At 71.4% G+C, this 23,116-nt stretch carries 21 protein-coding genes; 9 read left to right on the top strand and 12 right to left on the bottom strand.

The genetic code is table 11. The features are described from left to right. On the top strand, positions 1–1,227 hold a 1,227-nt coding region (locus ABT300_RS27935; RefSeq protein WP_351681125.1), incomplete at its 5' end, for an AI-2E family transporter. 171 nt (positions 1,228–1,398) lie between these two features. Here ABT300_RS27935 and ABT300_RS27930 read toward each other — a convergent pair. Together ABT300_RS27930 and ABT300_RS27925 are read right to left on the bottom strand one after the other, a co-directional pair. Then, a complete protein-coding gene (locus ABT300_RS27930; RefSeq protein ID WP_351681123.1) occupies positions 1,399–1,935 on the bottom strand; it encodes an alkyl hydroperoxide reductase in 537 nt (178 codons plus the stop codon). 6 nt (positions 1,936–1,941) lie between these two features. Next, a complete protein-coding gene (locus ABT300_RS27925) occupies positions 1,942–2,496 on the bottom strand; it encodes a peroxiredoxin (protein ID WP_351681121.1) in 555 nt (184 codons plus the stop codon). 250 nt (positions 2,497–2,746) lie between these two features. Between ABT300_RS27925 and ABT300_RS27920 the strand changes: the two genes are divergently transcribed. From ABT300_RS27920 to ABT300_RS27905, 4 genes are all read left to right on the top strand, one after another. Beyond that, on the top strand, positions 2,747–3,691 hold the full coding sequence (locus ABT300_RS27920; RefSeq protein WP_351681128.1) for a LysR substrate-binding domain-containing protein: 945 nt from the start codon (positions 2,747–2,749) through the stop codon (positions 3,689–3,691). 188 nt (positions 3,692–3,879) lie between these two features. Beyond that, complete coding sequence (locus ABT300_RS27915; protein ID WP_351681119.1) at positions 3,880–4,770, top strand: MarR family transcriptional regulator; 891 nt, start codon at positions 3,880–3,882, stop codon at positions 4,768–4,770. A 129-nt stretch (positions 4,771–4,899) separates the two neighbouring features. Next, on the top strand, positions 4,900–5,301 hold the full coding sequence (locus ABT300_RS27910; protein WP_351681117.1) for a roadblock/LC7 domain-containing protein: 402 nt from the start codon (positions 4,900–4,902) through the stop codon (positions 5,299–5,301). Between the two features lie 4 nt (positions 5,302–5,305). After that, complete coding sequence (locus ABT300_RS27905) at positions 5,306–5,734, top strand: hypothetical protein (protein WP_351681115.1); 429 nt, start codon at positions 5,306–5,308, stop codon at positions 5,732–5,734. Between the two features lie 143 nt (positions 5,735–5,877). Here ABT300_RS27905 and ABT300_RS27900 read toward each other — a convergent pair whose 3' ends face one another. The 5 genes from ABT300_RS27900 to ABT300_RS27880 form a co-directional block, all read right to left on the bottom strand. Next, positions 5,878–8,223, bottom strand: coding sequence for an FtsX-like permease family protein (locus ABT300_RS27900; RefSeq protein ID WP_351681113.1), 2,346 nt, complete (start codon positions 8,221–8,223; stop codon positions 5,878–5,880). Continuing rightward, positions 8,220–8,909: an ABC transporter ATP-binding protein gene (locus ABT300_RS27895; protein WP_351681111.1), complete on the bottom strand. Its 690-nt coding sequence runs from the start codon at positions 8,907–8,909 to the stop codon at positions 8,220–8,222. Before ABT300_RS27895 ends, ABT300_RS27900 begins: the two co-directional genes overlap by 4 nt. Then, positions 8,906–9,430: a PadR family transcriptional regulator gene (locus ABT300_RS27890; RefSeq protein WP_351681109.1), complete on the bottom strand. Its 525-nt coding sequence runs from the start codon at positions 9,428–9,430 to the stop codon at positions 8,906–8,908. The genes ABT300_RS27895 and ABT300_RS27890 overlap by 4 nt, the downstream gene beginning before the upstream one ends. Before the next feature lie 143 nt (positions 9,431–9,573). Next, entirely contained in the window at positions 9,574–9,858 is a 285-nt protein-coding gene (locus ABT300_RS27885; protein ID WP_351681107.1) for a type II toxin-antitoxin system antitoxin, read from the bottom strand. Continuing rightward, positions 9,855–10,817 (bottom strand): SPFH domain-containing protein, encoded by a 963-nt coding sequence (locus ABT300_RS27880; RefSeq protein ID WP_351681105.1) that lies wholly within the window; start codon positions 10,815–10,817, stop codon positions 9,855–9,857. The genes ABT300_RS27885 and ABT300_RS27880 overlap by 4 nt, the downstream gene beginning before the upstream one ends. Positions 10,818–11,095: 278 nt before the next feature. Between ABT300_RS27880 and ABT300_RS27875 the strand changes: the two genes are divergently transcribed. Beyond that, positions 11,096–13,513, top strand: a complete 2,418-nt coding sequence (locus tag ABT300_RS27875) for a transglycosylase domain-containing protein (protein WP_351681103.1) — start codon at positions 11,096–11,098, stop codon at positions 13,511–13,513. Positions 13,514–13,616: 103 nt separating this feature from the next. Here ABT300_RS27875 and ABT300_RS27870 read toward each other — a convergent pair whose 3' ends face one another. The 4 genes from ABT300_RS27870 to ABT300_RS27855 all read right to left on the bottom strand — a co-directional run bounded on the left by ABT300_RS27870 (position 13,617) and on the right by ABT300_RS27855 (position 19,967). Continuing rightward, positions 13,617–15,728 carry a SpoIIE family protein phosphatase gene (locus ABT300_RS27870; protein WP_351681100.1) on the bottom strand — a complete coding sequence of 704 codons (2,112 nt, stop codon included), beginning with the start codon at positions 15,726–15,728 and terminating at the stop codon, positions 13,617–13,619. A 316-nt stretch (positions 15,729–16,044) separates the two neighbouring features. Then, the gene (fomD, locus tag ABT300_RS27865) at positions 16,045–16,737 is read right to left on the bottom strand and encodes a cytidylyl-2-hydroxypropylphosphonate hydrolase (RefSeq protein WP_351681097.1); all 693 of its coding nucleotides are present in this window, start codon (positions 16,735–16,737) and stop codon (positions 16,045–16,047) included. A 73-nt stretch (positions 16,738–16,810) separates the two neighbouring features. Then, on the bottom strand, positions 16,811–18,196 hold the full coding sequence (locus ABT300_RS27860; RefSeq protein ID WP_319191791.1) for a class II fumarate hydratase: 1,386 nt from the start codon (positions 18,194–18,196) through the stop codon (positions 16,811–16,813). Positions 18,197–18,299: 103 nt separating this feature from the next. Next, positions 18,300–19,967, bottom strand: coding sequence for a fumarate hydratase (locus tag ABT300_RS27855; RefSeq protein WP_351681094.1), 1,668 nt, complete (start codon positions 19,965–19,967; stop codon positions 18,300–18,302). Between the two features lie 167 nt (positions 19,968–20,134). Here ABT300_RS27855 and ABT300_RS27850 point away from each other — a divergent pair, with 167 nt between their 5' ends. Together ABT300_RS27850 and ABT300_RS27845 are read left to right on the top strand one after the other, a co-directional pair. Further along, positions 20,135–20,821, top strand: a complete 687-nt coding sequence (locus ABT300_RS27850) for a DUF1707 SHOCT-like domain-containing protein (RefSeq protein ID WP_351681092.1) — start codon at positions 20,135–20,137, stop codon at positions 20,819–20,821. A gap of 125 nt (positions 20,822–20,946) precedes the next feature. Then, positions 20,947–21,324 carry a WhiB family transcriptional regulator gene (locus ABT300_RS27845; RefSeq protein ID WP_351681089.1) on the top strand — a complete coding sequence of 126 codons (378 nt, stop codon included), beginning with the start codon at positions 20,947–20,949 and terminating at the stop codon, positions 21,322–21,324. 69 nt (positions 21,325–21,393) lie between these two features. Here ABT300_RS27845 and glpX read toward each other — a convergent pair whose 3' ends face one another. Beyond that, positions 21,394–22,428: a class II fructose-bisphosphatase gene (gene glpX / locus ABT300_RS27840; protein ID WP_057584419.1), complete on the bottom strand. Its 1,035-nt coding sequence runs from the start codon at positions 22,426–22,428 to the stop codon at positions 21,394–21,396. A 131-nt stretch (positions 22,429–22,559) separates the two neighbouring features. Between glpX and ABT300_RS27835 the strand changes: the two genes are divergently transcribed. Beyond that, positions 22,560–23,084 carry a DUF4245 domain-containing protein gene (locus ABT300_RS27835; protein ID WP_351681086.1) on the top strand — a complete coding sequence of 175 codons (525 nt, stop codon included), beginning with the start codon at positions 22,560–22,562 and terminating at the stop codon, positions 23,082–23,084. The last annotated feature ends 32 nt before the right edge of the window (positions 23,085–23,116 follow it).

Genomic DNA, 23,116 nt, shown 5'->3' with positions numbered 1-23,116 from the left:
GCGCCGTCCCCCGAGGAGTACCCCGAGCCCCTCGAGCCCGCCCCGCGGCCTGATCCCGCTCAGGCCGTGCCGTGGGGGGTCCGGGTGGCCGCCGAGGCCGGCTGGCGACTGCTGGTGCTCGCGGGGACCGTCTGGGTGCTGATGAAGGTCATCACCGCGATCCAGCTGGTCGTGATGGCCTTCGTGGTCTCGCTGCTCCTCACGGCGCTGCTGCAGCCCACCGTGGCCCGGCTGAAGCGGGCAGGGGTGCCCGGCGGCGCGGCCACCGCGCTGACCGCGATCCTCGGGTTCGTCGTCATCGGCCTGATGGGCTGGTTCGTGACCTGGCAGGTCATGGCGAACATCGACAACCTCTCCGACCAGGTGCAGGACGGGATCGACGATCTGCGCCGCTGGCTGCTCAACAGCCCCTTCCATGTCACCGACAAGCAGATCAACGGCATCGCGAAGAACCTGCGGGACGCGATCGGCGACAACACGGACGCGATCACCTCGGCGGGTCTGGAGGGCGTCACCGTCGTCGTCGAGGCGCTGACCGGCATCCTGCTGGCGTTCTTCTCGACGCTCTTCCTGCTCTACGACGGCAAGCGCATCTGGGAGTGGACCCTCAAGCTGGTCCCGGCCGCGGCCCGGCCGGGCGTGGCGGGCGCCGGCCCGCGGGCCTGGGCCACGCTCACGGCGTATGTGCGCGGCACGGTGGTCGTCGCGTTGATCGACGCCGTCTTCATCGGCCTGGGCATCTACTTCCTCGACGTGCCGATGGCCGTCCCGCTCGCCGTCTTCATCTTCCTGTTCTCGTTCATCCCGCTCGTCGGCGCGGTGGCGTCCGGCGCGCTGGCAGTGGTGGTCGCGCTGGTCACCCAGGGCGTGTTCACGGCGGTGATGACCCTGGCCGTCGTGCTCGCGGTCCAGCAGATCGAGGGACACATCCTCCAGCCGTTCATCCTCGGGCGCGCGGTGCGCGTCCATCCGCTGGCGGTGGTCCTGTCGGTCGCGGCGGGCGGCATGATCGCGGGCATCGGCGGCGCCATCGTGGCCGTGCCCCTGGTGGCCGTCACCAACACGGTGGTGGGCTATCTGCACGCCTACTCCAGGGAGCAGGCCCTGCGGCACGCGCCCCGGCCGAGAGGAGCGACGGCCTCGCGGGTGGCGCCCGTGACGGCCGCGCGGCAGAGCCGGGAACCCGAACCTCCGGCCGACGAGGGGCCGGTCGCGCCGCCCGGATAGTCGTCGCACCGACCGCGCACGCGAACAGGCAACCGAACGCGCACGCGAACAAGCACCCGACCGCGTACGCGAGCGGGCACCCGACCGCGGCAGGGCCCGTCGGCGATCGACGGGCCCTGCCGCGTTGCGGTGAGCGGGGAATGAGGCGGGGGAGAGGCCGGCGCGTGCGGATCAGACGTCGGCCAGGACCGCTTCCGCGTCCAGCGTCACGCCGACCGCCTGGATCACCGAGGCGATCTTGAAGGCCTCCTGGACGACCTCGCGCTCGACGCCCGCCTTGCGCAGCACCTGCTCGTGGGAGTCGAGGCACAGCCCGCAGCCGTTGATCGCGGAGACGGCGAACGACCACAGCTCGAAGTCGACCTTGTCGACGCCGGGGTTGCCGATGACGTTCATCCGCAGACCGGCCCGGAGGTTGCCGTACTCGTGGTCCGACAGCAGGTGGCGGGTGCGGTAGAACACGTTGTTCATCGCCATGACGGCCGCGGCCGACCGCGCCGCGGTGTAGGCCTGCGGCGACAGGTTCGCCTTGGCCTCCGGCGCGAGCTCGCGCAGCGCGATCGGGGAGCGGGAGGCGATCGCGGTCGCCAGGACCGTGCCCCACAACTGCTGTGCGGGGAGGTCGGAGTTGCCGATGACCGAACCCAGGTTGAGCCTCAGGTCCTTGGCGTAGTCCGGTATCGCGGACTTCAGGGCGTCGAGGGACATCTCAGCTCACTCCCCGGCCAGCAGCTTGACCGGGTCGAGGGTGCTCTCGCCCTTGGTCCAGTTGCAGGGGCACAGTTCGTCGGTCTGCAGGGCGTCCAGGACCCGCAGGACCTCCTTGGGGTTGCGGCCCACGGAGCCCGCGGTGACCATCGTGAACTGGATCTCGCGGTGGGGGTCCACGACGAACACGGCGCGCTGGGCGAAGCCGTCCTCGCCCTCGATGCCGAGGTCGCGCATCAGCTCGTGCCGCGAGTCGGCCATCATCGGGAACGGCAGGTCGGTCAGGTCCGGGTGGTCCTTGCGCCAGGCGTGGTGGACGAACTCGGAGTCGCCGGAGAAGCCGAGGATCTGCGCGTCACGGTCGGCGAACTCCTCGTTCAGCTTGCCGAACGCGGCGATCTCGGTGGGGCAGACGAAGGTGAAGTCCTTGGGCCACGCGAAGACCACGAGCCACTTGCCCTCGTAGGACTTGTGGTGGATCTGCTCGAACTCCGCACCCTTCTCCAGCGAGACGCAGGCGGTCAGTTCGAACTCGGGGAACTTGTCACCGACAGTGAGCACACGCTCTCCTTGCAGCGAAGGGATGTCCGGATTGCGGACACTCCTCGTGGGTTGGACGGCTCAGATCGTGGCACAGGGTGCATTGATTCGGGAAATGGCTACACTCGATTGGGTTGATCGAGAACGGCTATCAGTGACAGAGGGTAATGTGGATGCCAAGGGTGCGGCCGACAGGATCGGGCGCGGCGGACCGGCCGGCGGCGCAGCGCCTACCGGTCCGGCGGTCGGTCGGGCGGCGGTCGGCAGGGCCGTGCACGCCAAGCGGCGGTCGCCCAGCCCGGCCCAGCTGCGGGCCTTCGTGGCCGTCGCGGAGCACCTGCACTTCCGGGACGCGGCCGCCGCGATCGGCATGAGCCAGCCCGCGCTGTCCGGCGCCGTCTCGGCCCTGGAGGAGTCCCTCGGGGTCACCCTCCTGGAGCGTACGACCCGCAAGGTCCTGCTCTCGCCCGCCGGCGAACGGCTCGTCGTCCGGGCCAGGGCGGTGCTGGGCGAGATGGAGGCGCTGATCGAGGAGGCCGAGGCGGTGCGGGCCCCCTTCACCGGGACGCTGCGGCTCGGCGTCATCCCGACCGTCGCGCCCTACCTGCTGCCGACCGTGCTGCACCTGGTCCACGAGCGCTATCCGCACCTCGACCTCCAGGTCCACGAGGAGCAGACCGCGGGCCTCCTCGACGGCCTGCACACCGGCCGTCTGGAGCTCCTGCTGCTGGCCGTGCCCCTCGGCGTCCCCGGCGTGCGCGAACTGCCGCTGTTCGACGAGGACTTCGTCCTCGTGACGCCGCTCGGCCACGAGCTCGGCGGACGGCAGGGCATCGCGCGCGAGGCGCTCAGGGAGCTCAACCTGCTGCTCCTGGACGAGGGGCACTGCCTGCGCGACCAGGCCCTCGACATCTGCCGGGAGGCGGGCCGCGGCGACGCGCCGGTGACCACCACGGCCGCCGGCCTGTCGACCCTCGTCCAGCTGGTCGCCGGCGGCCTGGGCTGCACGCTGCTGCCGCGCACCGCCGTCACCGTCGAGACCAGCCGCAGCACCCGGCTGCTCACCGGCTCCTTCGCGGCCCCCGCGCCCGCACGCCGGATCGCCTTCGCGATGCGCGTCGGCGCGGCGCGCGGGGCGGAGTACGAGGAGCTGGCGGGCGCGCTGCGCGACGCGCTGCGACCCCTGCCGGTCCGGGTGCTCGGCGACGACGACTGAGGTCCGCCAATCGGTCAAATGAGCGCCGAACAAAGCGATTTGGGTCCATCCGGGGAACAACTTCCGTCAGCTGGGGGCAGGTCGGAAATCCCCCGCTGGGCGGTGCGCCCTGACTGATACACCTTCCCTCCTCAGCGCTACGCGTCAGGCGTGTGTGCGAGAGGCCGCAGGGGAGTGATGTCGGGCTGATGTCGGGTTACGAGCTGCTGGCACGCGACCTCGCCGCGTGCGGCCGGGACGGCTTCACCGGGGAACTGCGCGTGACCGGCTCGCCCGGCGGCGTCTTCCATCTGGACGGCGGCCTGGTCGTCGCCGTCGAGTCGCCGGGCGCGCCCGCCCCCGAGGCGCTGCTGCTGCGCTCCGGCCGGATCGGCGGCGAGGAGTGGACCGCGCTGGTGCGCGAGTCGGGCGGCGCGCGCTGGCCGGCCGCCGGGCTGGTCGCCCACGGCTACACGGGCGCCGCCCAGCTTCGGGTGGTGTGCGCGATGGCCCTCCAGGACGCCGCGTTCGCGGTCGTCGCGGGCAGCGTCGACGGCTGCGAACGCGGTCCGGCGACGGGCCCGTCGCCCGCCTCGGTTCCCGTCGGCGAACCGCCCACCCGGCTGCTCCAGGTCGCCTCCCGCAAGCTGGCCGCGCTGCTGGCGATGCCATGCCCCGTGCGCCCGGACCGAGAGCGTCCCGTGCCCGCTCCGCTCTCCCTGGCCGCGGCTCGCCTGGGCGCCCTGCAGCGCGAGCTGCTCGCCCACGCGGACGGCCGGCGCACCGCCCGCGACCTCGCCTTCCGCACCGGTCGCGGGGTGTACACCGTCACCGTCGAGGTGGCCCGGATGCTGGGCGAGGGGCTCCTGGAGTGCGTGGAGTCGCCCCACCCGATCCCCGTCCGGCTGCCGCCCGACGGACACGGAGTGCGCCCCCGCGAGCCGGCGCCGCCCCCGCCGCAGCCGCCGCCGGCCCCGGAGGCGACCGCGCTGCCCCGCCGCAGGCCCGGCGCCAGCGGCATCCACGAGGCCCTCACGCCGGAACGGAACGGCCCCGGATGGAAGGAGTTCTTCCGCCTGCGCAACCCGACGGCGAAATGACGGCCCCGCCACACCGCTCCACCGCTCCACCGCTCCACGGCCCCACGGCCACGCCGGAGCCCACGGCACGCGGACGCCCCCACAGAGAACAGACGGTCACATGCCATCAGAATCAGGGGAGTTGCACTCATGGACCACAAAGCCCTCGCGCGGGAGATGCGCGGCCTGCGCGAGCAGGTGGCCGGGATCACCGACACGGCGGTCGCGGCGGCCGACGGACTGCTCATCGCCGCCGACACGGCCGACTCGATCGACCCCGAGGGCCTCGCCGCCCTCGCCGCGGCAGGCCTCGGCCTCGCCCGCCGCACCGCCGAGGCGACCGCCCGCGGCGCACTGCACCGCACGGTGGCCTACGGCAGCCACGGCTGCGCCGCGTTCTACGCGGTCGGAGACACCGCGCTGATGGTCGTCCTCGGCGACGAGGGCATGGACGTGGAGCGCCTGCACCGGGCGACCCAGCCGGCCCTGCGCAGGATCGACCTGATCCTCACCGACCGGACGACGACCGTGAAGACCGCCGAAGGAGTCTGAAGGGATGGCGACGAAGCGTATGACCCCGGGTTTCTCCGACCAGGTGATGGGCCTGGTCAAGTCACTGCGTACGGATGCCCCCGACTGCGTCGCCTCCGGCGTCGTCGACATGGCCACCGGCATGCTGTTGTCCTACGAGACCGTCGACAACCACCCGCCGGAGGTGCTGGACCTGCTGGCGGGAGCGACGCTCGACCTGTTCCAGGGGCGCACGGTCGTGATGATCGAAGACGTCTTCAAGGAGCGTCGCGGGAACCAGAGCGACAACCACTTCTTCCAGGAGATCCTCGTCAACAGCGAGAACCTCACCCACCTGTTCGTGAGGATGACCGAGCAGCAGGACGTCGTCGCGGTGGTCGTCTGCCGTAAGTCCGTGAACGTCGGCATGCTGTTCGCGCAGGTGCGAAGGGTGGTGCGGGAGTACCAGCTGTGAACGGGGAGTGCCGGCCCTGACTGAACGCGGACGGTCCCTCCCCGGGCGGGGAGGGACCGTCGTCTTCTCGGCTCAGACTGTGCGCAGGCCGTACGTCATTCCGAACGTCACCTCGTACGTCACTTCGTACGTCACCTCGTAGGTCATTCCGTGCGCAGGCCGTCCGGCCGCATCAGCCGCAGCAGCGGCGGCAGGCTCAGCAGCGTCACCAACAGCACGATCACCGCGCCGAAGCCGGTCATCGCCAGCACGCTGCCCCAGTCGACGCGGACCGTCGCGCCCGTCATCTTCAGCAGGATGGCGCCCAGCGTGAGCCCCACGGCCAGCGCCAGCAGCAGTCCCAGCGCGATCGGGACGGCCGTCTGCCACAGCACCGACAGGCTCAGCGTGCGCCGCCGGGTGCCGAAGGCGACCAGGGCCGACAGCAGCTTCTTGCGCTCGCGCAACTGCTCCAGCTGCGAGACCAGCAGACTCGCCCCGATCAGCAGCAGCACACACGCGGACCCGACGAACAGCCCGTTGCGGATGGAGGAGTACTTCGAGTCCTGCCGGGTGGCCGACCAGTTCATCGGCTGGGCCAGCGGGTCCAGCCGCGCCGCCGTGTTGCGGGCGTGCTCGTAGGCGTCCGGCGTCGACTCGTCGAACGAGAGGTACAGCCGGCCGCGGAGCGCCGTCGTGGCCTCCTTGGGCAGCGCGCCGGGCGTCAGCAGGAAGCCGCCGCGCCGCTGGCCGGTCATGTCAGGGATCGCCGGCGCCTCCCGCACGCCCGCTGGCACGGTCCAGACGGTCTCCGTGACCTTGCCGGGAAAGGAGCCGCCCGTCTCCATGTACAGCTTCCTGCCGGGCTGGTTCAGCTTCGGGCCGTCGGTGGAGTACTCGCTGCCGTCGAGGACGAACAGGTCGCCGTCCTTGCACGACGGCAGCTTCGCCACCTCGCGCAGGGCCGTGCAGTCGCCGACGGTCAGCTCGGTGGAGAGGTTCGGGCCGTTCTTCGACTGCCAGGACCTGTCGCCCAGGTACTCCTCCCACAGGGCGGTGACCTTGCTGACGCCCTCGGTCTCGGCGAACTCCTGCCGGGTGTGCGCCAGCGACGGGCCGCGCGGCACGGTCACCAGCATCTGGGCGACGCGCTCGTCCTTGCCCGTGGACTTCGTGTAGTCGCTCTCGACCCCGGCGAACAGCATCTGCAGGGCGATGGCCCCGGCCACCGCGACCGCGATGCCGTTGACCATGCGGGCCGCCGTACCGCTGCTCAACTGGAGCCTTCGTACGGCCAGTTGCCAGGCGACGCCGCCCGAGCCGAGCCGGGCGACGACCTTCTCGACGAGCCACGGCAGCAGGGCGGTGATCCCGACGAGGAGCAGCAGCACGCCGCCGACCACCAGGTACTCGTTGAACTCGCCGTTGCCGCGACCCTGTCCGATCATGGGGTAGAGCAGCGCGAGGCCGGCCACCGGCAGCAGCAGCCGCCACCACAGCCGGCGCCGCGACGGCTTCGCCGAGCGGACCACCCCGAGGGGTTCGATGACCACGCCGCGCAGCGCGAACAGGGTGACCAGCACCGCGGCCGAGGGCACCGCCAGCGCGACCAGCGCGGCCAGCACGGGGGACGGGTCGAGGTAGCTGGGCCACACGCTCACGCCCATCACCTCGACGGTTCCGGCCGCCTGGCGGCCGATCAGGAAGAACACCGTGCCGAGGACCAGTCCGAGCAGCGCGCCCGCCATGGCCTCGCCGGCCGCGATGCGCCGGGTCATCCCGCCGTCCGAGCCGATCAGCCGGAGCGCGGCGAGCCTGCGGTCGCGCCGTTCGCCGCCGAACCGCACCGCGGCGGCGATGAACACGGCGACGGGCATCAGCAGCACCACGATGACCACGAGGATCAGCAGGATCAGCACCGGGTCGGCCTCCTCGGCCGTCCGATGCGGGTTGCCGAACGTCTTGAGCCGGCTCGCCCCGTAGCCGTCGACGTGCGCGGCGAGCTCGGAGCCGCCCGCGTAGTAGGCGAGTTCCTGCGAACCGACCAGCCCGCTCTCGCCGATGGTCCCGACGACGTGGTACGGCAGCCGTTCCCGCAGCAGCGCCGAGCCGTCCGCGGCGAGCAGCTTCTTCAGGGCGGGCGAGACCACCATGTCGCCCTTGGCCGGGAACCGGCTCACGCCGGGCGGCAGCGGCGCGCGCGGCCCCTCCGGCTCCACCAGCCGGCCGCGTACGTCCTTGTCGCGGAACGTCGTGTCGACCTGCGCGATGACCAGGGTGTCGTCGCCCTTGGCCGGCGGCGGGTCGACGAACGCCCAGTCCAGCCGGGCCTCTTCGCGCTCGTGCCGTACGGAGATCACGTTCGGCACCGCCGTCGTCAGCAGCAGCACGGCGACGCCGAGCCCGACGCCGACGGCCGTCAGGACGGCCCGGATCCACCCCTCCCGTCCGCCGGAGAACGCGAACCGGACCCCCAGGCCCAGATCCCTGGACCACTGGCCAGGACTCATATGACGCGCTCCATGTCCCGCGACCTGCCGTCCCGGACGACGATCTCGCGGTCCGAGTAGGCGGCGACCCGGACCTCGTGCGTGACGAGGACGACGGCCGCGTTGGCCGTCCGGGCGGCCTCGGTGAGCAGCTCCATCACGCGCTCGCCGTTGAGCGAGTCCAGCGCGCCGGTCGGTTCGTCGGCGAACAGCACGCGGGGGCCGGTGACGAGCGAGCGCGCCACGGCGACCCGCTGCCCCTGCCCGCCGGAGACCTCCCCGGGCCGCTTCTTGCCGAGGTCGTCGACCTCGAGCCGTTCCATCCAGGTCAGGGCGGTGCGCTCGGCCTGCTTGCGCGGGGCGCCGTTCAGCCGCAGCGGCAGCGCGACGTTCTCCACGCACGTCAGCTCGGGCACGAGCTGGCCGAACTGGAACACGAACCCGAAGTCCGTGCGCCGCAGTCGGCTGCGCTGCGTGTCGTTCATCGTGGCGAGGTCGTGGCCGTCGTACATGATCGATCCGGAGTCGGGCGTCACGATGCCGGCGAGGCAGTGCAGCAGGGTCGACTTCCCTGAGCCGGACGGGCCCATCACCGCGACGACCTCGCCGGGGTGGATGGAGAACTCGGCGCCGTCCAGCGCCATCGTCGGGCCGTAGGCCTTGCGCAGCCCTTCGGCGACGAGAAGGGATCCCCCGGGGGCGTTCATGCGGTCACCGTGGCCTTCAGTCTTTCGAGGCGCGCGGCGGTCAGTTCCAGCCAGCGCAGGTCGGCCTCGAGGTGGAACAGGGCGTGGTCGCAGATCAGCTGGTCGGCCAGGTCGCCCCTGCGCTTGCGGTCGGTCAGTATGCGCATGCTCCGCAGGTGCTCAGCCCGCTGCTCGTCGAGGATGTCGGCGGCGTCGCGACCGGTGAGCAGCGCGAGGACGATCTTCGTGTAGAGCGTGGACTGCAGGTACGGCTCGGGCTTCTCGGGCGTGGCGAGCCACCGCTCGACGTCGGTGATCCCGGCGTCGGTGATCGCGTACCGCTTGCGCTCGGGGCCGCCGCCGGCCTCGATGCCGTCGACCTCGACGAGCCCGTTCTTCAGCAGGCGCGACATCGTCGAATAGACCTGGCCATAGTGGAGCGGCCGGTCATGACCGAACTTCTCGTCGAAGGCCCGCTTGAGGTCGTAACCGTGGCGGGGTCCGGACTCCAGGAGTCCCAGAAGGGTGTGACCGATGGACATGCCAGGACTGTACATGCGGTGTATACCCGGCGTGTATACGAGGAGTGCGCAGGTGGCAGCGGGGGGTGGGAGTGCGCAGGTGAGGGGCGGTTGTCACCGTTTCGCAACAGCCGCGCGTCCGCACGGGCGGCCGGGCGTGACGCTCAGGCCGGCGGAGGCCCGCCCGGAGGCCCGCCCGCGGGGCTTCCCCCGGGCGGATTTCCCCCGGGGGGACGGCCGCGGCGGGGCATGGGGCCGGCGTCGCCGGGCAGCCGCCCCGCCTCCCGCAGTGCCCGCCGCAGCAGGAACTCGATCTGGGCGTTGGCGGACCGCAGGTCCTCCCCGGCCCACCTGGCGAGCGCCTCGTACACCGCGGGGTCCAGCCGCAGCAGCACCTGCTTGCGCTGCGGCCGGCCCTGAGGGGCCGTCCCCCCGGAGGGGACCGTCACTGGTAGAGGGTTCCGGTGTTCAGCACCGGCTGGGGCGCCCGGTCCCCGCACAGCACGACCATCAGGTTGGACACCATCGCCGCCTTCCGCTCCTCGTCCAGTTCCACGATGCCCTGCTCGGCGATCCGGCCGAGCGCGGCCTCGACCATCCCCACCGCCCCGTCCACGATCTCCCGCCGGGCCGCGACCACCGCGCCCGCCTGCTGGCGCTGGAGCATCGCCGAGGCGATCTCGGGAGCGTACGCGAGGTGGGTGAAGCGGGACTCGATGATCTGCACGCCCGCCGCCTCCACGCGCGCGTGGAGCTCCACGGCCAGCTTCTCGGTGATCTCCTCGGCGTTGCCGCGCAGCGAGAGCCCGTCCTCGTCGTGCGAGTCGTACGGGTACTCGATGGCGATGTGCCGCACGGCCGCCTCGGTCTGGGTGGAGACGAACTCCAGGAAGTCGTCGACCTCGAAGGAGGCCTGCGCGGTGTCCTTCACCTTCCACACCACGACCGCGGCGAGCTCGATCGGGTTGCCGTAGGCGTCGTTGACCTTGAGCACGGCCGTCTCGTGGTTGCGGACCCGGGTGGAGATCTTCTCCCGCGACGTGAACGGGTTCACCCAGCGCAGTCCGTCCTCGCGGATGGTGCCGCGATAGCGGCCGAAGAGCTGCACCACGCGGGCCTCGCCCGGCGCCACCGTGTTCAGTCCGCACATGGCGAGGAACGCGGCCACGGCGACCAGCACGCCGGCGACGATGAGCGCCGCCTTGGAGCCGGCCGCGGTCATCACGGCGCCCGCGGCGATCAGCCCGCCGCCGGCCAGCAGACCGAGCAGGCCGAGCAGCAGCGCGACCCCGCCCCCCACGCTGTGCGCGGGGAACTCGTGCACGCGCGGGGCGGGCATGTCGGGCGTGTCGGCGATGTCGGCGGCGTGGGCGTGCTCGGCGGTGGCCGAAGGGTCGTGCGCGGACATGGTGGTCCCCCGTCTCTCGTCAGCAGCCGATTCAGCGATCGACTGTCTAGCTAAGTGATATCACTTTACCTCTGGATGGCAACCCTGAGCCCCTCTCGAACGTCGAATCGGTGGGGACGTTCTACCGGTTCCGCCGTGCGGGGTGCGCATTCTCACGCCCTGCGAAGGCCGGAAGGGGAGCGCTTCGTCATAGAGAGCGGTGTTAGCTTTCTGAGCTGACCTGGCCCTGCCCCGGGCACTGGTGTGACTGCCGAGTAGGAAGCGGAGCGAGCGGACTCATGGGACGAGCGGAAGAGAGACGAGCGCGACAGCGCGGTGGCCGCCGCGCGGCGCCCAGGAACCGCTCGACGGAGACGGAGTCGGTGGCGCCCCCTACCCCCTCGGCCACCGGCGGGACCGGCGCCGCGACCGGCGGCCGCGCGGCCGCCCGCAGAGGCGCGAAGAAGAACGCCAAGGGCGGCAGAGGGAAGGCCGGCAAGAAGGACAAGAGCCTCATACGCCGGATCTTCACCTGGAAGAAGATACTGGGCACGTTCCTCGGTCTGGCCGTCGCCGTGATCGGCGCCTTCGTCTGGCTGTACGTGAGCACGCCGATCCCCAAGGGCAATCCCGACGCCGACCTGCAGAGCAACGTCTACAAGTACGGCAACGGCGCCATCCTCGCCCGCGACGGCACGGTCAACCGGGAGAACGTCGACCTCGCCTCGGTGCCCAAGGCCGTCCAGCACACCTTCGTCGCCGCCGAGAACAAGACCTTCTACAGCGACGCCGGCGTCGACTTCAAGGGCACCACCCGCGGTGTCCTCAACACGCTCATGGGCAAGGGCGCGCAGGGCGGTTCGACGATCACCCAGCAGTACGTCAAGAACTACTATCTGAGCCAGGAACAGACCGTCACGCGCAAGCTGAAGGAACTGGTCATCTCCCTCAAGCTGGACCGGGAGGAGTCCAAGGACTACATCCTGGCCGGCTACATCAACACCAGCTACTACGGCCGCGGCGCGTACGGCATCCAGGCCGCCGCCCAGGCCTACTACCGTGTCGACGCCGACAAGCTGTCCGTCGCGCAGGGCGCCTACCTCGCCGCGCTGCTCCAGGCGCCCAGCCAGTACGACTGGACCGCCGCCTCCGACACCGGCAAGCGCCTGGTCACGGCCCGCTGGAACTACGTCCTGGACAACATGGTCGAGCAGGACTGGCTGAAGAAGTCGGAACGCGACGCCATGAAGTTCCCGGTCCCCCTGGACCCGAAGCCCGCCCCCGGCAAGGAGGGCCAGGTCGGCTACCTGGTCGACGCGGCCAACGCCGAACTCGCCCGCCAGCTCGTGGCCCAGGGCGCCGCCGACGATCTCGAGTCGGCCAACGCACTGGTCAGGAAGGGCGGGTGGAACATCGAGCTGAACATCGACAAGGGCAAGCAGAAGCAGCTCGAAGAGACGGTCAAGGAACAGCTGACCAGCAAGCTCGACAAGAAGAAGCGCAAGGTCGACGGAAACGTCCAGGCCGGTGCGGTGTCCGTGGACCCGAAGACCGGCGCGGTCGTGGCGATGTACGGCGGCGTCGGCTACACCGAGCACTTCGTCAACAACGCCACCCGCACCGACTACCAGCCCGCCTCCACCTTCAAGCCCGTCATCCTCGCCGCGGCCTTCGACGAGAAGGCCAAGACGCAGAAGGGCGAGGAGATCACCGCCGACACCCTCTACGACGGCACCAGCAAGCGCCCCGTCGTCGGCAGCGACATCGGCTTCGCGCCGGAGAACGAGGACGACCAGGACTACGGCGACGTCACCGTCCAGACGGCGCTGAACCAGTCGATCAACTCCGTCTTCGCGCAGATGGGCGTCGACGTCGGCATGCCCGAGGTGCTGAAGGTCGCCGGCAACCTCGGCATGGACACCAAGAACCTGAAGGCCGTGCCCGCCCAGACCCTGGGCACCATGAGCGCGAGCCCCCTGCAGATGGCCGGTGTCTACGCCACCCTCGACAACCACGGCAAGAAGGTCACCCCGGCGATCATCAAGTCGGCGGAGAACAGCGCCCACCCGTCGTTCAAGCTCGCCAAGGCCATCGGCGGCCAGGTGATCGACCGGGAGGCCGCCGACTCCGTCACCTCGGTCCTCACCGGAGTGGTCGACGACGGAACCGCCAAGAAGTCCGTGCGCGACAACCCGCTGCGCAAGGGTCAGAAGGTGGCCGGCAAGACGGGTACCTCCGACAACAACAAGTCCGCCTGGTTCACCGGGTACACCCCCGACCTGGTGACCTCGGTCGGTCTGTTCGGCGAGGACGCCAAGACCCACGCGCAGGTGCCGCTGACCGGCGCGACGACCGGCCTGACCTCGACCAGGGGCCGCATCAACGGCGGCGGCTTCCCGGCGCAGATCTGGGCGACGTATACGTTCGGCGTTTCGACCAAGGTCAGCAAGTTCGACCTGGACACCGACCAGGGCGCGGCCGTCCGCACGTCGTCGCCGTCCCCGTCCACCTCGCCGTCGTCTTCGTCGTCGCCGTCCTCCTCGCCGAAGCCGAGTTCGTCGCCTTCGTCGTCGCCGAAGCCGAGTTCGTCGCCGTCGTCTTCGCCGAAGCCGAGTTCGTCGCCTTCGTCGTCGCCGAAGCCGAGTTCGTCGCCGTCACCGAGCCCGGACGATCCGTCGGCCGGAGACGATCCCGCCAATCCGCTCCTGGGCCAGTAGCGGAACAGCACGGGAACAGCGCAGAGGGGCGCCCGGAGATCTCCGGGCGCCCCTCTCGTCGTCGCACCTGGGCGGGGTCCTCTCGGTCCACGAGAGGGACGCCCTAACCCCGGTTCAGCTCGAACCAGACGACCTTGCCGGTGCTGAGCCGGGTGGCACCCCAGCGCCGGGCCAGCCGGTTGACCAGGTACAGGCCGCGACCGCCCTCGTCGGTCGCCCGGGCCTGCCGGAGCCGGGGCAGTTGCGGCACGTCGTCGCCGACCTCGCAGCGCAGCACATCGGTGCGCAGCAGCCGCAGCGTCACCGGCCGCGACGCGTACCGCACGGCGTTGGTGACGACCTCGCTGACCAGGAGCTCCACCGAGTCGGACATGTCCTCCAGACCCCACCGGGACAGCGCCCGCCGGGCCAGCCGACGGGCCCGGCCCGGCGCGGCGTCCTCCGGCTCCAGGAGCCAGTACGCCACGTCACTCGGCGCGATCCCGTCGAAGCGGGCGGCGAGCAGCGCGATGTCGTCGTCCCGGTCGCCCGGGCCGAGCATGTCGAGCACCTCGTCGCACAGCGCCTCCAGCGGCGGCGGATGATCCGGTCCGGTCAGCTGCGCGGTGGCCGCGAGCTTCTCCCGCAGCTGCTCTATGCCGGTCGCCACGTCCCGCAGCCGGGACTCCACCAGGCCGTCGGTGTACAGCAGCAGCGTCGCCCCGGCCGGCGCGTCCAGCTCCACCGCCTCGAAGTCGACCCCGCCGACGCCGATCGGCGCGCCCGGCGGAACCCGCAGCACCTCCGCACGGCCGCCCAGATGCAGCAGCACGGGCGGCGGATGGCCGGCGTTGGCGATGGTGATGCGGTGCGCGACCGGGTCGTACACGGCGTACAGACAGGTCGCCATACGGTCGGTGCCCAGCCGCTGGGCCTGCTCGTCGAGGTGGTGCAGGACCTCCTGCGGCGGCAGGTCGAGACCGGCGAGCGTCTGCGCGGTGGTGCGCAGCTGGCCCATGATGGCCGCCGACGTCATCGAGTGCCCCATGACGTCGCCCACCACCAGCGCCACCCGGCTGCCGGGCAGCGGGATGGCGTCGTACCAGTCGCCGCCGACCCGCGCGGTCTCCGCCGCGGGCAGATACCGCGAGGCCAGCCGCACGCCTGTGGGACGCGGCAGGGTCTCCGGCAGCATCGTGCGCTGCAGCTCGTCGGCGATGTACGCCTCACGGTCGTACAGCACCGCCTTGTCGATGCCCAGGGCGCTGTGGGTGGCGAGCTGGGCGGCGACCAGCAGGTCGTCGTTCTCGAACGGGATGCGCTCCGGACGGCGCAGGAACACCGCGGCGCCGATCACCCGGCGACGGCCCCGCAACGGGGCCAGGATCGCCCGCTGACCGCCGGGGACGGCCAAGGTGCTGTCCGACCCCAGGAGTTCGGGCAGCGCGGCGCGTGCGGCCGGATGGTCGGCGAACACCGGACGCACCCCGCGCAGCACCTCCGCGAGCGCCCCGCCGGGCCGCACCTCGCACATGTCGCCGACCGAGGCGGACAGCTCCGCGGTCAGCTCCGCCGGCTCCGGGAGCGGCAGGGCCAGCGCCGCGAAGCCGGTCTCGGTGTCGCGCTCCTCCGGGATCCGGTCGGTGCGGCGCAGCCGCAGCATGATGCGGTCCGCCGCGGGCCGCTCGTCGCCGACCGGCAGCGGGTCGCGGAGATAGACGAGGATCGCGTCGGAGAAGGTCGGCACGGTGGCCCGGCACAGCCCCATCACGATCTCGTCGAGGTCCAGACCGCGGGCGATCCGCCGGGTGGCGGCGCCCACGAAGCGCAGCCGGTCGCCCTCCCGCCGCATGGGCGTGGGCCGGCCGGGCGTCACCCCGACGCCGGCGCGCCGCTCCTGCCCGCCGGGACCGCGCTCCTGGTGTCCGTCGCCGCCCGGCTGGGCCGGGATGGACTCGGGCGCCGGGCGTGGCCGGTGCGTGTCCGACTCCGCCGTCGCCGAAGGCTGGGAGTGCTCGGCGCCCGCACCCGCCTCCGCGCCGGCCGCGTCCTTACCCTTGGCTCCCTGGCCGCCCATGTCGCCCTTTCCGCCCTTGCCGCACGTCGTCGTACCCGAGGCGTCGGGCGGTAAGGCGGACGGGCCCGGCGCGGGCGCCGGAGTATGCAGGAGTGCCCCACGGGGGTCCGTGGGGTCGACGCCCTGGGGGCGTTCGTAGGAGGTGGGCTGCTCCGTCACGCGTGTCGAATCCGTCCGTCCGGGGCTGCGCGCCGCGCGCGCAGTTGGTCCCGCAGGAAACCCGATACCCGGAATACGTGTCCCTGGAACGGAATTCCCGCGTGGTCAGAGGTTGTTCCTGTGTCGCCCGAGGACCGCCCGCGGCCCGGGTGGCCGACGCCGAGCGTGCCGCCGGTGTTGCCCTCGTACCCCTCGCTCACGTCCTGCCGCCCCTCGGTGACGTTCGGTCAGACCCGGCGACTGCTCCGGGAGTTACTGCCAGCGTGCCTTGCGGAGGACGATCCTACGTTTGTTGCCCGGGGGCGCATCAAGGGTCTCATGTGGACATGTGCGCGGGCGTACGGTCCCAGTCCTCCGGCAGCAACGGTACGGCCCAGGACGGATCCGGGCGCCAGTGCTGCCAGCCCTCGTCGAACGGCGGCCCCCAGGCACGGATGGTTTCCAGCGCCCTGCGGCCCGCCAGCAGCACCTGTTCGGCGACCGTCCGATCCATCAGTCCGTCCTGCTGGGCCTGCGCGAACTCGTCCTCGTCGCGCCAGCCCCAACTGTGATCGGGGTAGACGCAGATGTCCAGAAAGTGGTCCTCGGAGTCCACTCCGCCGTCCCAACGGGCAAGCGGCTGCTCCAGGTTGACGTACCAGTTCTTGAACTTCCAGCCCGGCTCCCAGAAGAGCCACACCGACCAGGGCTCGCCCGGCCGGGCCAGCTTCAGCACGCCGGTGCCGAACCAGCGGTCGCGCTGCACCGTGCGCGGCTTGGTGTAGCGGCTGCGCAGCGGCTCCCGGTGCGGCGGCGTGCCGTCCGCGAGCACCGGCTTGACGCACTCGGTGCCCGGCGCGAGCCAGACCGCCAGCACCTCCGCGTCGTCGCGCACCACGGTGACCGGGCGGGCGATGTGGAACCCGGCGCCGCCGTTCTCCCGGTAGCGCCACAGGATCCGGTCCCCGGGCTCCCAGAAGGCCGCCGCATCGCCCGTTCCCACGCGTCTCACCGCTTCACCGTCTGCCATGGAGAGATATTAGGTGCCATGGCCATATGACGCTGCGGCGCGTGACACGGTTCTCACGCCGGGGCGCGAAAGGTCACGGGCGCGTCATCCGCAGGACATCCAGGGCCTCGTCCAGCTGCTGGACCGTCAGGTCGCCGCGTTCCACGTATCCGCCCGCGAGGACCGTCTCGCGGATCGTCCTGCGCTCCGCCAGCGCCTTCTTGGCCACCTTCGCGGCCTCCTCGTACCCGATGTACTTGTTCAGCGGGGTGACGACGGAGGGCGAGGACTCGGCGTACTCACGGGCGCGTTCGCGGTGGGCGACGATCCCGTCGACGGTCCGGTCGGCGAGCAGCCGCGACACGTTGGCGAGCAGCCGGATCGACTCCAGGACGTTCTTCGCGATCACCGGCAGCATGACGTTCAGCTCGAAGTTGCCCGCCGCGCCCGCCGTGGCGACCGTCGCGTCGTTGCCGACGACCTGCGCGGCGACCATGAGGACGGCCTCCGGGATCACCGGGTTGACCTTGCCGGGCATGATCGAGGACCCGGGCTGGAGGTCGGGGAGGCTGATCTCGGCCAGTCCGGTGCGCGGCCCCGAGGCCATCCACCGCAGATCGTTGGCGATCTTCGTCAGGCCGACCGCGACCGTCCGCAGCTGCCCGCTGGTCTCGACGATCCCGTCGCGCGCGCCCTGGGCCTCGAAGTGGTCGCGCGCCTCGGTCAGCGGCAGCCCGGTGCTGCGGGCGACCTCCTCGATGACGGCGGCGGAGAAGCCGGGCGGCGTGTTGATGCCGGTGCCGACGGCCGTGCCGCCCAGCGGTAGCTCGGCGAGCCGGGGGAGGGAGGCGGTGAGCCGCTCGACGCCGTACCGCACCTGGGCCGCGTAACCGCCGAACTCCTGGCCGAGGGTGACGGGCGTGGCGTCCATGAGGTGGGTCCGCCCCGACTTCACGACGTCGGCGAACTCCTCCGCCTTGCGGCCGAGGGCGTCGGCCAGGTGCTCCAGTGCGGGGATCAGGTCACGTGTGACGGCGGCGGTCGCGGCGATGTGGATCGAGGAGGGGAAGACGTCGTTGGAGGACTGCGAGGCGTTGACGTGGTCGTTGGGGTGCACTTCCCGGCCCAGCCGCTCGCCGGCCAGGGTGGCGAGCACCTCGTTGGCGTTCATGTTGGACGAGGTGCCGGAGCCGGTCTGGAACACGTCCACGGGGAAGTGCTCGTCCCACTTCCCGTCCGCCACCTCGCGGGCGGCCTCCTGGATCGCCTCGGCGATGTCCTTGTCGAGCACCCCGAGCCCCGCGTTGACCTTGGCCGCGGCCCCCTTGATCCGGGCGAGCGCCTCGATGTGCGCCCGCTCCAGGCGCTGTCCGGAGACGGGGAAGTTCTCGACGGCGCGCTGGGTCTGCGCCCGCCACTTGGCCTCGGCGGGCACCCGGACCTCGCCCATGGAGTCGTGCTCGATGCGGTAGTCGCTCATGACCGGTACAGCGTGCGGGCCGCCCCGCTTGTTCCTGGCGCAGGGCCGTTCGGGCCACTGCGCCAGGCGGCGGCGCGCCGGCGGGGCGGCGCGCCCGGTGGCGTCAGCCCAGTCCCGGACCCCGCACCGGGATCGAGGTGAACGTCGGCGCGGGGGCGGGGTCCTTGAAGAAGTCGTTGCCCTTGTCGTCGACGACGACGAACGCCGGGAAGTCCTCGACCTCGATCTTCCAGACGGCCTCCATGCCGAGCTCCTCGTACTCGACGACCTCCACCTTCTTGATGCAGTCCTGCGCGAGGCGCGCGGCCGGGCCGCCGATCGAGCCGAGGTAGAAGCCGCCGTGGCTGGCGCAGGCGTCGGTGACCTGCTGGGAGCGGTTCCCCTTGGCCAGCATCACCCTGGAGCCGCCCGCCGCCTGGAACTGCTCGACGTAGGAGTCCATGCGGCCGGCCGTGGTCGGGCCGAACGAGCCGGACGCGTACCCCTCGGGGGTCTTCGCGGGGCCGGCGTAGTACACCGGGTGGTCCTTGAGGTACTGGGGCATCTCCTCGCCCGCGTCCATCCGCTCCTTGATCTTGGCGTGCGCGATGTCGCGGGCCACCACGAGCGGACCGGACAGCGACAGGCGGGTCTTGACCGGATACTTCGTCAGCTCGGCCAGGATGGCGTCCATCGGCTGGTTCAGGTCGATCCGCACGACGTCGCCGGACTCGTCCAGGTGCTCGTCCGTGGTGTCGGGCAGGAACCGTGCCGGGTCGGTCTCGAGCTGCTCGAGGAAGACGCCCTCGGCGGTGATCTTCGCGACGGCCTGGCGGTCGGCCGAGCAGGACACGGCGATCGCGACGGGGCAGGAGGCGCCGTGCCGCGGCAGACGGACCACCCGCACGTCGTGGCAGAAGTACTTGCCGCCGAACTGCGCGCCGATCCCGATCCGCTGCGTCAGCTCGAAGACCTTCTCCTCCAGGTCCTTGTCCCGGAAGCCGTGCCCGAGCGGGGAGCCCTCGGCCGGGATCTCGTCCAGGTAGTGCGCGGAGGCGTACTTGGCGGTCTTCAGCGCGTACTCGGCGGACGTGCCGCCGACGACGATCGCCAGGTGGTACGGCGGGCAGGCGGCCGTGCCCAGCGAACGGATCTTCTCCTCCAGGAACTTCATCATGGAGGCCTCGTTCAGGACGGCCTTGGTCTCCTGGTAGAGGAAGCTCTTGTTGGCGGAGCCGCCGCCCTTGGCCATGAACAGGAACTTGTACGCGCCGCCGTCGGTGGCGTACAGCTCGATCTGGGCCGGGAGGTTGGAGCCGGTGTTCTTCTCCTCCCACATGGTGAGCGGGGCCATCTGCGAGTAGCGCAGGTTGAGGTTCAGATAGGCGTCGTAGACGCCACGGCTCAGCGCCGCCTCGTCGCCGCCCTCGGTGAGCACGTTCTGTCCGCGCTTGCCCATGACGATCGCCGTGCCGGTGTCCTGGCACATCGGGAGCACGCCGGCGGCCGCGATGTTCGCGTTCTTCAGCAGGTCCAGCGCGACGAACTTGTCGTTGGCGGAGGCCTCCGGGTCGTCGATGATCCGGCGCAGCTGCGCGAGGTGCGTGGGACGCAGGTAGTGCTGGATGTCGTGGATCGCCTCGGCGGCGAGCTTGCGCAGCGCCTCCGGCTCGACCTTGAGGAACGTCCGTCCGTCGGCCTCGAAGGTGGAGACACCTTCGGAGGTCACCAGCCGGTACGGGGTGGTGTCCTCTCCCTGGGGGAGCAGATCGGTGTACGCGAACTCAGGCATCGGTGCCCATTCCTCACTCGACAGACGGCGACCGCCTCCGTTGGCGGGCGCTCACCAGCGTAGGACCTGCTCCCGGCGGCGAGCCTGTGAGGTAAGGCTCAGTGCGCGCGGGGGCCCGGCGGCGAGGCGGGGTATCGCGATCTATCGTGTTTCGGTACGCTGCTGTCGTGGACCTTCAGAAGCAGACCGCCGCACCCGCGCCGGCCGCCGAGCTGCGCGCCTCGGACGCCGATCGGGACCGTATCGCCGACATGCTCCGCGAGGCCCTCGCGGAAGGGCGGCTGACCGCCGACGAGCACGCCGAACGCGTCGAGGGCGTGCTGGCCGCCAAGACGGTGGGCGAGCTGCAGACGTTCGTCCGGGACCTGCCCGCCGCGCACGAGCGGCGCGCCGCCCCGGCCGCCGTCCCCGGCCGTCCGGCGGCGGGCGCGATCCCCGCCGACCCCGACGACAACGTGGTCGCGATCTTCAGCAGCGCCGTCCGCCGGGGCCGCTGGCGCGCCGGCCGCCGCATCCACGCGTACGCGGTCTTCGGCACCGTCGAGATCGACCTCACCGAGGCGCTCTTCGAGTACCAGCAGGTCGTGATCAAGGCGTTCTCGATCTTCGGCAACGTGGAGGTCCGCGTCCCGGAGAACGTGTCGCTGCGCGGCACCGGCGGCGCGGTGCTCGGCAACTTCGAGGTGGACTCGCTCGACTCCCCGGAGCCCGACGCCCCGGTGGTCTACGTGGACGGCTGGGCGGTGCTGGGCAACGTCGAGGGCCGGCCCAAGCGGGGCAAGATCGTGGCGGACATTCTCGATCGGGTTCAGGACAAGGTCGACCGGAGTCTGCGCAGACACCTGGACCGCTGACGGTCGTCGGGCGGCATGAGCGGTCCCGGCGGCGGCGGTCCGGAACTCAGTGCATAGGCACGCGCACAGCGGGTAGGCCTGCTGCATCGTCTCTCGCTCGCGAAGCCGTCGTCAGGAGAAGACCCGTGCTGCAACCGCCGCATTCGCCCCTGCAGGTCGCCGCCGTCCCGGCCCGGCGGGCGCCAGGGCGCGACAGGGACCAGGACGACCCCTGGCACACCGACGCGGTGTGCCGGCGCGACGAGGCGGGCCTGTTCTTCGCCCCTTCCAAGGAGCCCACGGCCGCCCGGCTCTCCCGGGAAGAGGCGGCGAAGCGCGTCTGTGCGCGCTGCCCCGTCATGGTCGAGTGCCGCGAGCACGCGCTGCTGCAGCCCGAGCCCTACGGCGTCTGGGGCGGTCTGACCGCCGCCGAGCGCCGGGTGGTCCTCGCCCGGCGCCGCCGCCGTGACGTGGAACTGCAGAAGACGGTGCGCGCCGCGGACCGCATAGCCCAGGCGGGCTGAACGAAGGGCGCCCCCTCCGCACCGGGGGCGCCCTCCTCAGCCGCTCTCCGGCCCTGCCGGGCCGGTGGCCTACTTGGCCCGGTCGAAGTCGACCGCGCTGTAGGCCCGCAGCTTGCTCAGCCGGTGCTCGGAGTCGATCCGCCGGACCGTCCCGGACTTCGACCGCATCACGATCGAGTCGGTGGTCGCGGTCTCCGACCGGTACCGGACGCCCCGCAGCAGTTCGCCGTCGGTGATGCCGGTGGCGACGAAGAACACGTTCTCGCCGGTCACCAGGTCCTCGGTGGTCAGCACCCGGTCCAGGTCGTGCCCGGCGTCGATCGCCCGCTGCCGCTCCTCGTCGTCCTTGGGCCACAGCTTGCCCTGGATGACGCCGCCCAGGCACTTCACGGCGCACGCCGAGATGATGCCCTCGGGGGTGCCGCCGATGCCGAGCAGCAGGTCGACGCCGGTGCCCTCGCGCAGCGCGAGGATCGAGCCGGCCACGTCTCCGTCGGAGATCAGCTTGATGCGCGCCCCGGTCGCCCGGATCTCCTCGATGATGCCCGCGTGCCGCGGCCGGTCCAGGATGACGACGGTGACGTCCTCCGGGGTGGCCCGCTTGGCCTTGGCGACCCGACGGATGTTCACCTCGACGGGGGCGTCGATGTCGACGAACTCGGCGGCCTCGGGGCCGGTGACCAGCTTGTCCATGTAGAACACGGCGGACGGGTCGAACATCGCGCCCCGCTCGGTGGCCGCGAGGACGGCGATCGCGTTCGGCATGCCCTTGGCGGTCAGCGTGGTGCCGTCGATGGGGTCGACGGCGATGTCGACCTCGGGGCCGGTCTGGTCGCCGACGCGCTCGCCGTTGAAGAGCATCGGGGCTTCGTCCTTCTCGCCCTCGCCGATGACGACCACACCGTTCATCGACACGGTGGAGACGAGCGTCCGCATCGCGCGCACCGCTGCCCCGTCGGCGCCGTTCTTGTCGCCGCGTCCCACCCAGCGGCCGGCGGCCATCGCGGCCGCCTCGGTCACCCGGACGAGCTCGAGGGCGAGGTTGCGGTCCGGGGCCTCGGAGGGGACATCGAGTTCGGACGGCAAATGATGATGCTCGGTCATCGGAGCGCACCTTTCTGACTGATACGACGACGGCCGGATGAGGGTTCGGTCACCGACTCTATCGTCAGTCCGACAAAATGAGCAGGGGACCCCACGGATGAGCGCACCGGGCACCTGCGACGATAGGGGGCGTGGCAGGTGCGAACGGCAGACAGAAGACGGCCCGGGACATGATCCTCTCCCTGGGGCTCATCATGATCGCGGCGTGGGTGATCTATCTCTTCATCCCCCACGACGATCGCGCTCCCGACGTCAAGCGGGTCGACTACCGCGTCGAACTCCTCACGGCGCGCCGCGCGGCGTCGTACCCGGTGGCCGCGCCCGAGGGCCTGCCGAGCACCTGGAAGGCCACCTCGGTGCGTTTCCGGGGCGACGAGTTCGACGCCTGGCACCTCGGTTTCCACACCCCCGACGGGGAGTACGTGACCATCGAGCAGTCCACTCAGCGGCGCTCGCAGTTCATCGAGCAGGCCAGCCAGGGGGCGACCGAGACCAAGGTCACCGAGCAGATCGGCGGTCGCACCTGGACCCGCTACACCGGCGGCCGCTACGACGCGCTCGTGCTGCAGGACGCCGGCGGCTCCACCACGGTGGTCGCGGGCACGGCCGGCTTCGCCCAGCTCTCGACGATGGCCGGTGCGCTGAAGCTGGCGTGAGCGCCCGGCGCGCGAGGAGGGCCCCCGGCGTC

This window comes from Streptomyces sp. NPDC001027, from assembly GCF_040299045.1.
GTDB lineage: Bacteria > Actinomycetota > Actinomycetes > Streptomycetales > Streptomycetaceae > Streptomyces.
The sequence above is the reverse complement of the archived record's forward strand: the minus strand, read 5'-3'. Positions and strand labels throughout refer to the sequence as shown.